Consider the following 13377-nt stretch of genomic DNA (forward strand, 5'->3'; position numbering starts at 1 on the left):
CGATCATGCGCGACCTTGCCCATGCCCTGAGGCGCATGCGTCTGCTGCGCGGCCTGAAGCAGGCGCACGTTGCCGAGCGGCTTGCGGTGACGCAGGCGACCGTCTCACGCTGGGAGCGCGGCACCCACCGTCCCTCGCCGGCGCAGATGCCGGCCGTGATGGCGTTGCTCGTCGAGCCGGCCGCCGTTGCCTGCGATGGCGCGCTCAAGAGGCTGGTCGAATCGTCCGCCAGACCCGTGCATCTGATCTGCGATGCGACGCATCGATTGCTGGCAGCATCGCCCGCACGCCAGGTGGACTGGGGTGCACCGGCAAGTGTGCTGATGGGGCAGTCTCTGTGGTCCTACGCATCGCGCGAGATCGAGGCCGCCGAGGCACGCCTGGATGCGCTCGGCTGGCGCGACTCCGCGGCGCCCGCCGTTGCCTTCGACACCGGTGCCAATTGCAGCGCCGTCGTTCCCATTGTGCCCGGCGTTGTGGTGTGGGAGCGCTTGTGTTTGGACGGCGGCAGCGAGGTTCGCCTGGTCAGCACCTTTGCGGCGTCGGAGGCGCTGCCGTCCGGCGTGATACGCCTCTAGCCTTGCGCGCGCCGCCGGCTGGCCAGCACGCGGCGCAGAATCGCATCGAGTGCGCGGGCGTCGGCGGGCTTCAGGTGCTGCGTGAACGCCGCGCCGACGGCGTCGCGGTAAGTCGGCCACATCGCACGCCGCAGCGCGGCGCCCTTGTCCGTCAGGGCGGCCACGGCACCGCGTCCGTCGTCCGTGCTGCGCCGGCGTGTCACCAGCTTCTGCGCCTCTAGGCGGGCCACGACGTGACTCAGGTTGCTGCGGCTCAGCACCACGGCGTCGGCCAGGGCACCCATGCGCAGCGTGCGCTCAGGGGCCTGCTCCAGCGCCCACAGCACGTCGTACCAGATCAGCGACGGCAGGCTGCCATCGCTCAGGCGCTGTTCGACGGCGGCCACGATCTCGGCGTGCGCGCGCAGGAAGACGGGCCATGCGGCGATGAGGGACTCACGGTTCACGTTCATGCGAGCCAATCTGGCAGTCGTTGAAAATTAAATCAAATCGTCTATTTAATTGAAAATTAAACAACTAGAGACCGACCATGACCGACACAATGTCCGGGCTGACCTTGGTCAGCCACGCTCTCTGTCCCTATGTCCAGCGTGCCGCCATCGCGCTGATCGAGAAGGAGGTCGGCTTCGAGCGCCGCTGGGTCGATCTTGCCGACAAGCCCGACTGGTTCCGGGCGATCTCGCCGTTGGGCAAGACGCCGGTGCTGGTGGTGGGTGAGGTGCCGGTCTTCGAGTCGGCGGTGATTTGCGACTATCTGGACGAAGTCCATGCGCCGCGCCTGCATCCCGAGGCGCCCCTGGCGCGGGCGCGTCATCGAGCCTGGATCGCGTTCGCCTCGGCGACGCTGGATGACATCTGGGGATTCTACTCAGCGCGCGATGATGCGACGTACGATGCCAAGCACGCTGCCATCCGGGCCAAGTTCATCCAGGCCGAGGCGGCACTGGAGGGTGGTTCCTATTTCGCGGGTGCGCGGTTCTCGCTGGTTGACGCGGCTTTCGCGCCGGTATTCCGCTACTTCGACGCCTTCGAGCGAGCGGGTGTTGCAGGTTTCTTCGATGCAACACCCAGGGTGCGCGCCTGGCGTGCCGCACTGGCGGCACGACCGTCTGTCATTGCAGCCGCCGCACCAGACTACCCGGAGCGTCTCGATGACTTCCTGCGGGCGCGGCACTCGGCTCTGTCCCGACGCATGGCGGCGTGAACAGCGCCAGGCGGGGACGGGATCTACTTCGCGACGTAGCTGCGGTGCACGTAACCGCCGCCGGTCTTGGCCCGTGACTCGAGGAACTGCGCCTTGTCGGCATCGCGGGTCTGGATGGTGACGCCGTCGCCGACCTGCCGGTCGGCGCGCTTGCCGCTTTCGGCGTCCGTCATGAAACGGCGGACCGCGTCGATCGTGGGCACGTCGGAAGGCGTGCCTTCCTTGCGTTCGGCGATCGCCTCGACGACGCTGGCCTGCAGCAGCTTGGGCCACATCTTGCGGAACAGCGCCGGTGCGCCATAGACATCGGCGCTGTTGATCTGGCCGTTGATGGCAAAGACGAAGCCGATCGCATCCGACTCCTTGTCGATCGCGTCCTTCAGTGCCGCGACATAGGTTTCCGTCGCCTGCTTCAGTTTCTCGTTTTCCATCGAGAGTTGCAGGCTTGATGCGGATTGTGGCGCCGCGACCGTTGTGCCGACATTGCGTCTCAGTTTCTCCTGCGTCTCGGCAACGCCGCGCCAGACCTTGCCCTGGGCGCTGCCGACGGTGGCATCGCCGCGTTGCTGTGGCATACGCCGGCCATCACCCCGCGGCGTCGGCGGTGCCGAATCGCGCGATGCCATCAGCGGGGCGTTGGTCGCAACCTTGATGTCACGCGACGGCAGCCTGTCGGCCGAGCGGCTGAAGGTTTTGGCGTCCTCCTTGTCGCGCGGTGACCAACGACCCTGCTCGACGCAGAACGAGGCGATCGACACCTTGCCCGAATGCGGCGGCAGGATCAGGTCGACCGACAGCACGCGGTCCTGCTTGCCACCTTTGACGATATCACCGGATTGAATGAAAACGGCTTCGCCGCTGAGGTTCTCGACCTCGAGCAGGTTGACGTTCTCGGTTTCGATCACGCGGACCAGGCCCTGCTGCAGCGCTTCCTGCAGGGTGATCGGCGTCTTGCCGGTCAAGCCCGGCTTGCCATGGACCATGTAGATCGTGAGATTGCCGTGGGTATAGGGCTGTGAAAACCGGTAGTCAGCCACACCCGGATCGACCGCGAACGCAGACGGTGAGAAAACGGCCAGCGCAGTGGCGGCAAACGCAAGCGGCGCCCATCGGCGCAGAATGCCCGAGACTGCCATATCGATGCCTCCCGTTGTCTTTTTGGACAACGGGATTGTCGCGCCGCATTTTCGGCGGGCGCGGGGTGGCCGTGGGGCAGGATTGTGGCCACCGCGCGCTTGCAGCAGCGATGCACAACCGATGGTGGAGGCGTCTCGCCTTCCCCCGGTGAGGGAAGGTGAGTCGGTTAGCGCTTGGGTCCGTCCCAGTCCTTGAGCGCGACCGCGGCGCTGTAGCTCAGCAACTGCTTGCCGGCCTGGGTGACCAGGCCGGTGGTGAAGCCCAGGGATCGCGTGACGCGGGCGAGATCGACGGTCGATTCCAGCGGCGCGTCGAGGTTGCTGCTGCCGGACAGGAACTCGGCCGAGAAGGTCGCGGTGTAGGGTGCCTTGCCGGTGTTGGCGGTGATGCTGGTGCAGAGCGCGTTGTCGGCGAACGTCATCAGCATGCCGCCGTGGAACGAGGCGCCCGAGTTCTGCATGTAAGGGAACGTCGGCTGCAGCACGTGCACCTGATCGCCGGCCTGGCGATAGAAGGTGGGGCCCAGCAGGGTGGTGAAAGGGCTCGGCCGCAGCACCGGCGCATAGCCGTCCGGTGTCGGCACGCCGTCCGGCGGGCCGGGCAACCGCGTGCCGCCGGGCCGCAGCACGAGTCCACTGTCGGTCCGCCGCTCCATGGCCTTGTCGCGCGCCACGTGGCGGCAGACGCCGCTGTAGGTCGCGAGCCGGCGTCCTTGCTGGATGACCGAGCCGCGTACGAAGGCGAGGCGTCCGGTGACCTGCGTCGCCTCGCCCAGCGACTCGATGGTCTGGCCGATCTGGCCGCCGGCGAGGAACTGCACCGTGAGGCTCAGCGTCATGGCGAAACTGCCCGGCATCTTGCCGCCCGAGGCGGCGTAGCCGGCAGCCGAGCACAGCGCATAGTCGGCGAAGGTCAGCAGCACGCCGCCGTGCAGGACGCCGCCACCGTTGGCGTGGCGCTCTTCGGTCGGCATGACGCAATGGATGCCGTCGTCCTGCCGGCGATAGTAGATCGGCCCGACATAGTCTTCGAACGGGTCGCTCGGGTCATAAAGCTTGTAGCCACCACGGTCCGGGGCCAGCAGCGTGTCCGGCACGACAAATCCTCTTGTGAACAGACGTTCACGCTGTATTACGGGAAAAGGTGTGGGGACGGAAGCCAAGTCGATTTTCGCCCTGCGGATACCCAAGGAGTCCGGTGGTGGCAGAGCACAAGGTCGAAATCATCCGTGAGGCCCGCAAGGGCGGCACCGTGGCCCATGTGGTGTTCGACAACACGCGGCGCCTCAACGTGGTGAATCCGCCGGCACTCGCCGACCTGATCAAGGCCTTCGAAGAGCTCTCGCGCGACGAGCAGGTGCGCGTCGTTGTGTTCAGCGGTGCCGGCGGGAAGGCCTTCATCGGCGGCGCCGACATCAAGCACATGGCTGCCCTCAAGACGGCCGACGAGGGCCGTGCCTTCATCACCCACATCCACCAGCTCTGCCAGGCGATCCGCGATTGCCCGGTGCCGGTGATCGCCCGGCTCGAGGGCTACACCCTGGGCGCCGGCCTGGAGGTGGCGGCTGCCTGCGACATCCGCATCGCGACCGAGAGCGCCGCCTTCGGCATGCCCGAGGTCCGGGTCGGCATTCCCTCGGTGATCGAAGCGGCGCTGCTGCCGCGCCTGATCGGCTGGGGCCGCACATCGTGGCTGTTGATGGCGGCGGAGAACATCGGTGCGCGCAAGGCGGAGGCCTGGGGCTTCCTGGAGGAGGTCGCCAAGACGTCGGAGATCACCGCCGCGGTCGACCGCTGCGTCGAGGCGATCCTCGATGGCACGCCCAAGGCGATCCGCGCCCAGAAGGCGCTGATGCGGCGCTGGGAGGAACTGCCGCTGTCGGACGCCATCCAGGCCGGCATCGACTCGTTCGCGCAGTCGGTGACGACGGGTGAGCACACCGAGAAAATGACGGCGTTCATCAACCGCAAACGCGGGTGATTTCACCTCTCCCGCAAGCGGGAGAGGTCGGCGCGTCTTCGCGCCGGGTGAGGGCCTACACACGAGGCGCCGAGTCTTTGGGCCCTCACCTTCCCATCGTACTGGGCACGATGGGCCCCTTCCTCTCCCGCAAGCGGGAGAGGAGATCTTCTCGGGAGGTAATGAGCATGGCGAAGAAGACGGTGCGCATCGGCGGCAGCTCGGGGTTCTGGGGCGACACGGAGACGGCGGCCATCCAGCTCGTGCGCCATGGCAACATCGATTACCTGGTCAGCGACTATCTGGCCGAAGTCACCATGTCGATCATGGCGGCGCAGAAGATGCGCAATCCACAGGCGGGCTACGCCACCGATTTCGCGACCGCCGTCATAGCGCCGCTGGCGCGCGAGATCGCCGACAAAAAGATCAAGGTCATCACCAATGCCGGTGGCGTGAACCCGCAGGCCTGCCGCGATGCGGTGCTCAAGGCCTGCGAGCAGGCGGGCGTCACACTGAAAGTGGCGCTGGTGCTGGGCGACGAATTGATGCCGCAGGCTCAAACGTTCCGCGATGCCGGCGTGACGGAGATGGACGGCACAGCACCGCTGCCGGCGAAGATCACCAGCATGAATGCCTATCTCGGCGGCTTTCCCATCGCCCGCGCGCTGGCCGAGGGCGCCGACGTGGTGATCACCGGGCGTTGCGTCGACTCCGCCGTGACCTTGGGGCCGCTGATTTACGCGTTCGGCTGGACGATGGAGGATTTCGACCGGCTGGCGGCAGGCACCTTGGCCGGCCACATCCTGGAATGCGGCGCCCAGTGCAACGGCGGCAATTTCACCGATTGGCGTCTGGTGCCGGACTACGACAACATGGGCTTTCCCATCGCGGAGGTGTCCGAGGATGGCAGCTTCGTGCTGTCCAAGCCCGACGGCACCGGCGGCCTGATCACGACAGCCACGGTCGCCGAGCAGATGCTGTACGAGATCGGTGATCCGCGCGCCTACATGGTGCCTGACGTCGCCTGCGACTTCACCAACGCACGCTACGAGCAGGTCGGCAAGGACAAGGTGCGGATCTCGGGCGTGAAGGGTCGGCCGCCGACCGACAGCTACAAGGTGTCGACGACGTGGCCCGATGGCTACAAGTTCGCCTCGGTCTTCATGCTGAGCGGCATCGATGCGGTGGCCAAGGGCCGCCACAGCGCCGAGATGATCGTCAAGAAGACGCGCCGCATGTTCCGCGAGAAGAACCTCGGCGACTACCGCGAGGTGAGCATCGAGGTGATCGGCGGCGAGGACACCTACGGACCGCACAGCCGTGCGATCGATGCGCGCGAGGTGGTGGTGAAGATCGCGGCGCGCCACGACCAGAAGGAAGCGTTGAGCCTGCTGGGCCGCGAGATCGCGCCCATGGCGACCGGCGGCGTGGTGGGGATGTCGGGATCGTTCGGTGCCGGCCGGGTGGCGCCGTCACCGGTGATCCGCATGTTCTCTTGCCTGGTGCCCAAGGCGATGGTGCCGGTGACGGTCGACATCGACGGTCGCAGCATTGCAGTCGAGCCCGCCGCGCCTGCTGGCGGCTTCCATGCCGGCCTGTTGCCGACCGAGGCACCGGCGGCGCCGAAGCTGCCATCGGCGGGTCCCAACGCGGCGAGCGAAACCGTGCCGCTGGTGGCGCTGGCCTACGGCCGCTCCGGCGACAAGGGCGACAACGCCAATATTGGCATCTTCGCCCGCAAGCCCGCGTACGCCGCGATCCTGGACGCCGAGGTCACGGAAGAAGCCGTGGCGCAATGGTTCGCGCACCGCATCAAGGGCAAGGTCACGCGCTGGCGCCTGCCCGGCATCGGCGGCTTCAACTTCCTGCTGCGCGAGGCGCTGGGCGGCGGCGGCATGGCCTCGATCAAGGCCGATCCGCTGGCGAAGGCCTTCGCCCAGATGCTGCTCGACATGCCGGTGCGCGTGCCGGCATCGGTCGCGGCGGAAGTCAAGGTTGCGTGAATCCCCTCTCCCGCGAGCGGGAGAGGGAGGGAGGGGACAAGGATGCGGCGCTTCGTGTGTTGTCCCTCACCCGACGAGCGCTACGCGCTCGTCGACCTCTCCCGCTTGCGGGAGAGGTGAAGATACTACTTCACCACGATCGTCTTCTTGGCGAGTACCTTCTTCGTCGACGGCACGACGTAGCGCAGTTCGTATTTGCCGGGCTCCTCCGGCGCACGGATCTGCACTTCATCATCACCGTCGACAGCGGCGGTCTCGTCGTAGGCATCCGGATCGCGGTCCGCGGTGACGACGGTCAGGAAGTTGCCCGGGATTCGCGGACCGGTCCATTTCACGTCAAACGACTTGCCGGCGCGGACGGTGTCGGGTGCCTCCAACGTGATTTCCAGGGGCGTCGTCGTGATCGCGCGTCGGGCCAGGATCTGGTTGTCGGCGCCGACATAGCGCAGTTCGTACGTGCCCGGCCGGGCCGGCACGATCAGCTTGCCGTCGTCGGGCTCGGTGCTCTTGGTGTTGAAATACTCGCCATACGCGGACCGCTCCTGGTCAGCACGCACGACGGTGATGAAATCCCCATCGTTGTTGGGGCCGGTCCACTGGATCGCCACGCGGGCGCCGGCCGGCGCCGAATCGGGCGCGCTCAGCGTCGCGGCCGTGGCGACAACCGTGATTGTCTTGCGGGCCAGGACCTCGTTGCTCTGGCCGGTCACGTAGCGCAGTTCGTAGGTGCCGGGCCGCCCCGGCAGCTTCAGGGTCTGCTCGTCGGAGTCGGCGCCCTTGGCATTGAAATAGTCCGTGTAGGCGGTCTTGGCATCCCCGGGCTTCACCACCGTGATGAAATCGCCGGCGTTGTTGGGGCCGGTCCACTTCACCTTGATGCGGCTGCCGGCCGGTGCGCTGTCGACGGCCTGCAGATCGACCTGGGTCGGCAAAGCCACCACGGTGCGCCGCGCCAGCACCTGATCGGAGTCACCGGTGACGTAGCGGATCTCGTAGGTACCTGCCTTGTCGGGAACGCGGACCTTGGCCGGGTTGCCGTCGCGCGTGTGGGCGTAGTCACGGTACACGCTTTTGCCGGCGTCGGGCGGCACGACGGTGATGAAGTCACCATTGCCGTTGGGACCGGTCCAGCCGACATCGACCGTGCCGCCCAACGTGATTGTCTCGACGGCCTCGAGCGTGGCCATTGCCGGCGTCACGTCGATGGATTGGCGGGCCAGGACCTTGCCCTCGGCATTGCCATAGACGATGTCGTAGCGACCGGGTTTGTCGGGCGCGCGCATCGGCGCCGGATTACCCGCCGCCGTTTCGGTCATGTTGCCGCTGGTGCCCTCGGTGCCCGGTGGAACGAAGGCGATGTGGTCGCCCTTGGCGTTGGGACCGGTCCAGTCCACGGTGAGAGAGTCACCGGCGGTGACCGACGTCGGCCCCTTCAGCGTTGCCTTGGGCAGTGGCGCCTTGGGGGCGCCCGCCATGGGGTTGGGCGTCGGTGCCGGCGGTGGTGCCGCCGCCTCGCGGCCGGCTTCCTTGAGCGCCTCGCGCAGGGCGCCGGCGTCCTTGGCGCTGAAGTACTTGCCGCCGGTCGCGTTGGCGAGGCAGCGCAAGCCACCTTCGTCCCGGCGCTGGACGTCGAAGCCGATGACATGGGTGCGGAAATCCACGCCGAGCTTCTTCAACTCGGCGCCCATGGCGCAGGGATCGGCCTTGCAGGTCTCGATGCCGTCGCTGATCAGGATCACCGTGGCGGCTTGCTCGGTGAAGCTCAGCGACTGCGCCGCCTGCTTCACCGCTTCCGAGAGTGGCGTCATGCCTTTGGGGTGTATGCCGCCGACGATGCCCATCAGCCGGCTGGCATCGACCTTGCCGGCGGGCGACAGCACTTCGATGTCGGCGCAATCGCCCTTGCGCCGATGGCCGTAGGCCATCAGCCCGACCTCGACCTTGGAATCCCAGCCCTTCAGCAGATCGCCCAGCGCATCGCGCGCGACCTCGATCTTGGGCCGGCCGCCGACCGGCGCCAGCATGCTGCCCGACGCATCCAGTACGATGATGGTGCGCGGCGCGCCGGTGTTCTTGCTGGTGCTGGCGGTGGTCTGGGCTGGCGTCGGACCGGCGGGCAGGGTTGCGGCAAGGCCGGCAACGACGATGGACAACCAGGCTTTGACGCGCAGACGCAATTTCCCCTCCGACAAGGACCGGCGCGATGACCGCCGCGAGGCGCGTGATATGCGAACGCCGCGCTGACGGCAACCTGATGGACAGACGGGCCTACGGCATGCCGGCGCGCGCCACCGCGCGCCAGGTTTCGAACGTCTCCTGGCCGATGCCGTCAAGCATCGCGCGCAACGCCCGCATGACGGGCAGCGATGCCGCATCGCCGCCGATCGCCAGCGCCAGGTCGAAGTCCTTGCGCATGATTGCTTGCAGGGAGTTGAAATCATCCCGTGTCGGGGCCCAGGCGGCATAGGCTTCGCTGGCATCCCGCGCGTTGCGCGAGAAGAAGTTGCGCCCGCTGCTGGCCTCGAACACCGGCACCGCATCCTCCAGCCGAAGCCCGTTGTCGAGGCCGATGCGGTAGGCTTCGGCTGCGATCATGATGCTGGCGATGCCCATGGCGTTGTTCACGATCTTGGTCGCCTGGCCGGCGCCCAGGGCGCCGCAGCGAAACACACTCTTGCCCATGCTGGCCATGAGGGGCTGCATCGCGTCGATGTCCTCCGAACGGCCACCCATCATGATCGCCAGCGTTCCGTCACGTGCCTTGACCAGGCCGCCGCTGACCGGTGCATCGACCACATGGACTCCGAGCGGCTCCAATTCGCGTTGCAACTCATGCATCGTGGCGGGCGCCACCGTGCCCATGACCACCAGTGTCGGTGGCGTGCCGGACAATCCGGCGCGCAAGCCGTTGTCGCCCAGTGCCACCTGGCGCGCCTGATCGGGTGTCGCGACCAGAATGATCACGACGTCACAGCCGGCGCAATCGGCAGCACGCCGTGTCGTGCGGACACCCAGGTCGACGAAGGGCGCCAGCGCCTTCTCACTCGTGTCGCACACGGTGAGCGCGTAGCCCGCGCCATGGATGCGGCGCGCCATGGGATTGCCCATGGCGCCGACGCCGATGACGGCGACTGTCTTGATGGTCATGACTCACTCTCAATGAATGGTGACGCCGCTGTCGACCGACAGAACCTGTCCCGTGGTCACGCGCGCTTCGTCGGAGCCCAGGTAGACGGCCATCTCGGCGATGTCGAGCGGCTGGCAGGGTCCCAGCAGGTGCGTGTCGGCCAACCCACGCAGCTCCGGTCGATCGTCCAGCAGGCGCGCGATGCGGGGCGTCAGTACCAGCCCGGGCGCGATGGCATTCACGCGGACCTTGTCGGCCGCATACTCGGTCGCCATCGAGCGGGTGAGGGACGCGACGCCGCCCTTGGCGGCGGTATAGCAATCGCGCCCCGGCAACGCCATCAACGCGACCATGGAGGACGTGTTGATGACCGAACCACCGCCGGCCTTGATCATCTCGGGAATGGCGTGCTTGCAGCACAGGAACGTGCCGTAGAGATCGAGCTTGATCACGCGCCAGAATTCCTCGTCCGGTGCGTCGGTGACACGGGCATCGGCCGCGCTAGAGCCGCCGGCAAGATTGCACAGCACGTTCAGCCGGCCGAACCGCGCCACCGTCTTGGCCACGGCCGCGCGCACGCTGTCGGCGTCGGTAATGTCGCAGGCGAGCGCCAGGCCGCGCTCGCCGGCCGCCGCCGCCGCGAGGGACTCCTGCACGCCGTCAGCCAGGATGTCGACGGCTGCGATGGATGCGCCTTCCTCGATATAGCGCGCGCAAATGGCACGTCCGATTCCGCCGGCCGCGCCGGTGATGAAAGCCACCTTGCCCTTGAGCCTGTCCATCAGCGCTTCCTTTCGTTTTTGCCGTGGTCGGATATTGGACGCCCCGTCGGGATCCTGGCCAAGCGCTTTCGGGCAGGGCGTGCCTGCGGGATTGACCGTTGACCGCACACGCGATTAGGTGCGCTCACGGGCATTTTGGAGGAACAGATGGACGTGGTCGGTTATCGACGAATCACGCCGGGCACGCAGCCGGAATATCTTCATCCGGCCTATGCCTCGTCGGTGAAGCGCGCGCCGGGCAAGAAGCTGGTGCTGATGCCGCATACGCTGGGCGAGGTGACGGGACCGGTCTTCGGCCATGACCGCGTGGGACCGGACGACAACGACCTGACCAAGGGTCACGACGGGCCGCCGATCGGCGAGCGCATCATCGTCGGCGGCCGCGTGCTGGACGGCGACGGCCGGCCGGTGCCGCGCACGCTGGTCGAACTCTGGCAGTGCAATGCTACCGGTCGCTATCGCCACGACAACGATCAGCACGATGCGCCGCTGGATCCCAATTTCACCGGCGCCGGCCGCACCATCACCGATGACGAGGGCCGCTATACGTTCACCACGATCAAGCCCGGCGCCTATCCCTGGCCCAACCACTACAACGCCTGGCGGCCGCAGCACCTGCATTTCTCGCTGTTTGGTCCGAGCTTCATGACCCGACTGGTGACGCAGATGTATTTCCCCGGCGATCCGCTGATGCCGCTCGATCCGATCTTCAACTGCGTCACGGATGCGGCGGCACGCGAGCGCATGATCTGCAGCTTCGATATCGAGACCACGGTGCCGGTGTTTGCGCTGGGCTATCGCTTCGACATCGTGCTGCGCGGCCGCGACGCCACGCCGATGGAGGCGTGAGATGGCGAAACTCGTGCCGACGCCGTCGCAGACGGTGGGTCCATACTTCTCGATGGGGCTGACGTGGCTCAACACGGTCGACCTGGCCAAGGACGCAACGGCCGGCGAACGGATCACCATCACCGGCCGCGTGCTGGATGCCGATGGGGCGCCGATTCCCGACGCCATGCTGGAAGTCTGGCAGGCTGACGCGCACGGCCGCTACGCACATGCCGAGGATACCCAGGACAAGCCGCGGGATGCCGGTTTCAAGGGCTTCGGGCGCATCGCCACGAACAAGGACGGCACGTTCCGGTTCGTGACCGTCAAGCCGGGCGCCGTGCCCGGCCCCGGCAACAGCCTGCAGGCGCCGCACATCGTGGTGGCGCTGTTCATGCGCGGCATGCTGCGCCATCTCTACACGCGCATCTATTTCGCCGACGAGGCCACCGCCAATGCTGCCGATCCTGTGCTGAGCCTGATCGAGGAGCCGGCACGACGCGCCACGCTGGTGGCGCAACGCGCCAATGGTGCTGCCGAATACCGTTGGGACATCGTCATGCAGGGTGCGAACGAGACGGTGTTCTTCGATTGCTAGGCATCCCGCCGTGCCGACTCCTCGGTGCGGCCGGCCATGTCCTTGAAGTTCTGCCGCAGTTGCTCCAGCGCGAAGCTGAACGCATAGAGCCGGCCGACGGCCTCGACCGGCAGGGCGCGGATCAGCCCTTCGTCACGCATGGCCACCAGATCGGTGGTGTACTGGCCGAACGCTGCATTGACGTCGTCCAGCGACGGTGGCTTCGCCCGCGCGGCCAGGGCCTCGGCCGCGCCTGTCATGAAGCTGCTGGCGGTCGCGGAGGCATGCGCCAAGGCGGGCGCCAGCCGGACGGCCACCGACGCGGGCATCGGTTCGGTCGCGGTCCGTCGGATCATGACCAGATCGTGCCGTAGCCGCAGCAGGGTCCGCAGGAAAGGCTCGGGGTCGGGTTCGTCGGTCAGGTGACTGCGGCGCTCGCGACGCGCTTCCTCGAGGGCTGCCTCGACCTGGCTCAGCGCGGTTCGGATGCCGTCTAGTTGTTGCTGGATCTCGGTCTGGTCGGCTTTTTCGGTTAGGCCAGCCAGCAGGGTGCGCAGCAGCGAGGCGAGTCGCTCCAGCGTCCGGGCGGCGGCGGCGGCGAGTACGCCATGGGCCCGCGCCGGCATCACCAGCAGCGACACGACGATCCCCACGATGCCGCCGAGCGCGACTTCCAGGGCACGCTCCAGCGCCGCCTCGATCGGGCTGGTGTGCAGGCTGGTCGAGCCCAGCAGTACGATGATGGCTGTGATGGGTGCGACGCGAAAACTGACCCGCAGCGCCGCCAGCAACGCCAGCGGTGCCAAAGCGACGGCCAGTGCGACACCCACGGCGGCGATCTGCGTATGCGGGATCACCGAAGCGACGGCGGCGCCGTAGGCGCCACCAGCCAGCGCGCCGAGCAATTGGTCCATGGCTGCCTTCAAGGATCCGCCGACGCTGGTTTGCATGACGATCACGGCGGTGAACACGGCCCAGTAGCCTTGCGGCAGGCCCAGGAGATGCGCGACCGCGAAGGCAACCACGCCGGCGACGGTGATGCGGATGGCCAGCCGCAGTTCGGCTTGCCGGCGGGCCATCCAGGCGCCGGGCCATCGCCACGGTGTCTCGGCTTTGTCCATGCACCCTCCGCAGCCGGCCGCGGGGCGACCGGAGACCAGCGTCATGGGCTGCAGGTTGGAC

At 67.2% G+C, this 13377-nt stretch carries 13 protein-coding genes; 6 read left to right on the top strand and 7 right to left on the bottom strand.

The features are described from left to right. Nucleotides 1-5 precede the first annotated feature (5 nt). A complete protein-coding gene (locus FQU96_RS37205) occupies nt 6-578 on the top strand; it encodes a DNA-binding transcriptional regulator (protein WP_146546480.1) in 573 nt (190 codons plus the stop codon). On the opposite strand, the gene FQU96_RS37210 is transcribed toward FQU96_RS37205, so the two are convergent. Next, complete coding sequence (locus FQU96_RS37210; RefSeq protein WP_146546481.1) at nt 575-1030, bottom strand: MarR family winged helix-turn-helix transcriptional regulator; 456 nt, start codon at nt 1028-1030, stop codon at nt 575-577. The two genes, FQU96_RS37205 and FQU96_RS37210, sit on opposite strands and share 4 nt — an antisense overlap. A gap of 77 nt (nt 1031-1107) precedes the next feature. Here FQU96_RS37210 and FQU96_RS37215 point away from each other — a divergent pair, with 77 nt between their 5' ends. Continuing rightward, on the top strand, nt 1108-1782 hold the full coding sequence (locus FQU96_RS37215) for a glutathione S-transferase family protein (RefSeq protein WP_255468786.1): 675 nt from the start codon (nt 1108-1110) through the stop codon (nt 1780-1782). A gap of 23 nt (nt 1783-1805) precedes the next feature. On the opposite strand, the gene FQU96_RS37220 is transcribed toward FQU96_RS37215, so the two are convergent. Together FQU96_RS37220 and FQU96_RS37225 are read right to left on the bottom strand one after the other, a co-directional pair. After that, the gene (locus tag FQU96_RS37220; RefSeq protein ID WP_146546482.1) at nt 1806-2918 is read right to left on the bottom strand and encodes an ARPP-1 family domain-containing protein; all 1113 of its coding nucleotides are present in this window, start codon (nt 2916-2918) and stop codon (nt 1806-1808) included. Nucleotides 2919-3085: 167 nt separating this feature from the next. Beyond that, nucleotides 3086-4015 (bottom strand): PaaI family thioesterase, encoded by a 930-nt coding sequence (locus tag FQU96_RS37225; protein ID WP_146546483.1) that lies wholly within the window; start codon nt 4013-4015, stop codon nt 3086-3088. A gap of 104 nt (nt 4016-4119) precedes the next feature. Here FQU96_RS37225 and FQU96_RS37230 point away from each other — a divergent pair, with 104 nt between their 5' ends. Further along, entirely contained in the window at nt 4120-4899 is a 780-nt protein-coding gene (locus FQU96_RS37230) for an enoyl-CoA hydratase (protein WP_178131018.1), read from the top strand. A 167-nt stretch (nt 4900-5066) separates the two neighbouring features. Next, on the top strand, nt 5067-6881 hold the full coding sequence (locus FQU96_RS37235; protein WP_218575022.1) for an acyclic terpene utilization AtuA family protein: 1815 nt from the start codon (nt 5067-5069) through the stop codon (nt 6879-6881). 125 nt (nt 6882-7006) lie between these two features. Here FQU96_RS37235 and FQU96_RS37240 read toward each other — a convergent pair whose 3' ends face one another. The 3 genes from FQU96_RS37240 to FQU96_RS37250 all read right to left on the bottom strand — a co-directional run bounded on the left by FQU96_RS37240 (nt 7007) and on the right by FQU96_RS37250 (nt 10790). After that, nucleotides 7007-9058 carry a VWA domain-containing protein gene (locus FQU96_RS37240; protein WP_178131020.1) on the bottom strand — a complete coding sequence of 684 codons (2052 nt, stop codon included), beginning with the start codon at nt 9056-9058 and terminating at the stop codon, nt 7007-7009. 91 nt (nt 9059-9149) lie between these two features. Next, the gene (locus FQU96_RS37245; protein WP_146546487.1) at nt 9150-10028 is read right to left on the bottom strand and encodes an NAD(P)-dependent oxidoreductase; all 879 of its coding nucleotides are present in this window, start codon (nt 10026-10028) and stop codon (nt 9150-9152) included. 9 nt (nt 10029-10037) lie between these two features. Next, nucleotides 10038-10790 carry an SDR family NAD(P)-dependent oxidoreductase gene (locus tag FQU96_RS37250; RefSeq protein ID WP_146546488.1) on the bottom strand — a complete coding sequence of 251 codons (753 nt, stop codon included), beginning with the start codon at nt 10788-10790 and terminating at the stop codon, nt 10038-10040. A 147-nt stretch (nt 10791-10937) separates the two neighbouring features. On the opposite strand from FQU96_RS37250, the gene pcaH reads away from it, so the two are divergent. Further along, entirely contained in the window at nt 10938-11639 is a 702-nt protein-coding gene (gene pcaH, locus FQU96_RS37255) for a protocatechuate 3,4-dioxygenase subunit beta (protein WP_146546489.1), read from the top strand. Between the two features lies 1 nt (nt 11640). Next, on the top strand, nt 11641-12216 hold the full coding sequence (pcaG, locus tag FQU96_RS37260; RefSeq protein WP_146546490.1) for a protocatechuate 3,4-dioxygenase subunit alpha: 576 nt from the start codon (nt 11641-11643) through the stop codon (nt 12214-12216). Here the strand turns inward: pcaG and FQU96_RS37265 are convergent. After that, nucleotides 12213-13316, bottom strand: coding sequence for an FUSC family protein (locus FQU96_RS37265; RefSeq protein ID WP_178131022.1), 1104 nt, complete (start codon nt 13314-13316; stop codon nt 12213-12215). The two genes, pcaG and FQU96_RS37265, sit on opposite strands and share 4 nt — an antisense overlap. Nucleotides 13317-13377 lie beyond the last annotated feature (61 nt).

It is taken from the genome of Reyranella sp. CPCC 100927 (genome assembly GCF_007859315.1).
Lineage (GTDB): Bacteria > Pseudomonadota > Alphaproteobacteria > Reyranellales > Reyranellaceae > Vineibacter.

Excerpts from the sequence above, each read along its gene's own strand:
- FQU96_RS37205 (WP_146546480.1), top strand. The coding sequence starts at position 6 with ATGCGCGACCTTGCCCATGCCCTGAGGCGCATGCGTCTGCTGCGCGGC.
- FQU96_RS37210 (WP_146546481.1), bottom strand. The coding sequence starts at position 1,030 with ATGAACGTGAACCGTGAGTCCCTCATCGCCGCATGGCCCGTCTTCCTG.
- FQU96_RS37215 (WP_255468786.1), top strand. The coding sequence starts at position 1,108 with ATGACCGACACAATGTCCGGGCTGACCTTGGTCAGCCACGCTCTCTGT.
- FQU96_RS37220 (WP_146546482.1), bottom strand. The coding sequence starts at position 2,918 with ATGGCAGTCTCGGGCATTCTGCGCCGATGGGCGCCGCTTGCGTTTGCC.
- FQU96_RS37235 (WP_218575022.1), top strand. The coding sequence starts at position 5,067 with ATGGCGAAGAAGACGGTGCGCATCGGCGGCAGCTCGGGGTTCTGGGGC.
- FQU96_RS37245 (WP_146546487.1), bottom strand. The coding sequence starts at position 10,028 with ATGACCATCAAGACAGTCGCCGTCATCGGCGTCGGCGCCATGGGCAAT.
- FQU96_RS37250 (WP_146546488.1), bottom strand. The coding sequence starts at position 10,790 with ATGGACAGGCTCAAGGGCAAGGTGGCTTTCATCACCGGCGCGGCCGGC.
- pcaH (WP_146546489.1), top strand. The coding sequence starts at position 10,938 with ATGGACGTGGTCGGTTATCGACGAATCACGCCGGGCACGCAGCCGGAA.
- pcaG (WP_146546490.1), top strand. The coding sequence starts at position 11,641 with ATGGCGAAACTCGTGCCGACGCCGTCGCAGACGGTGGGTCCATACTTC.
- FQU96_RS37265 (WP_178131022.1), bottom strand. The coding sequence starts at position 13,316 with ATGGACAAAGCCGAGACACCGTGGCGATGGCCCGGCGCCTGGATGGCC.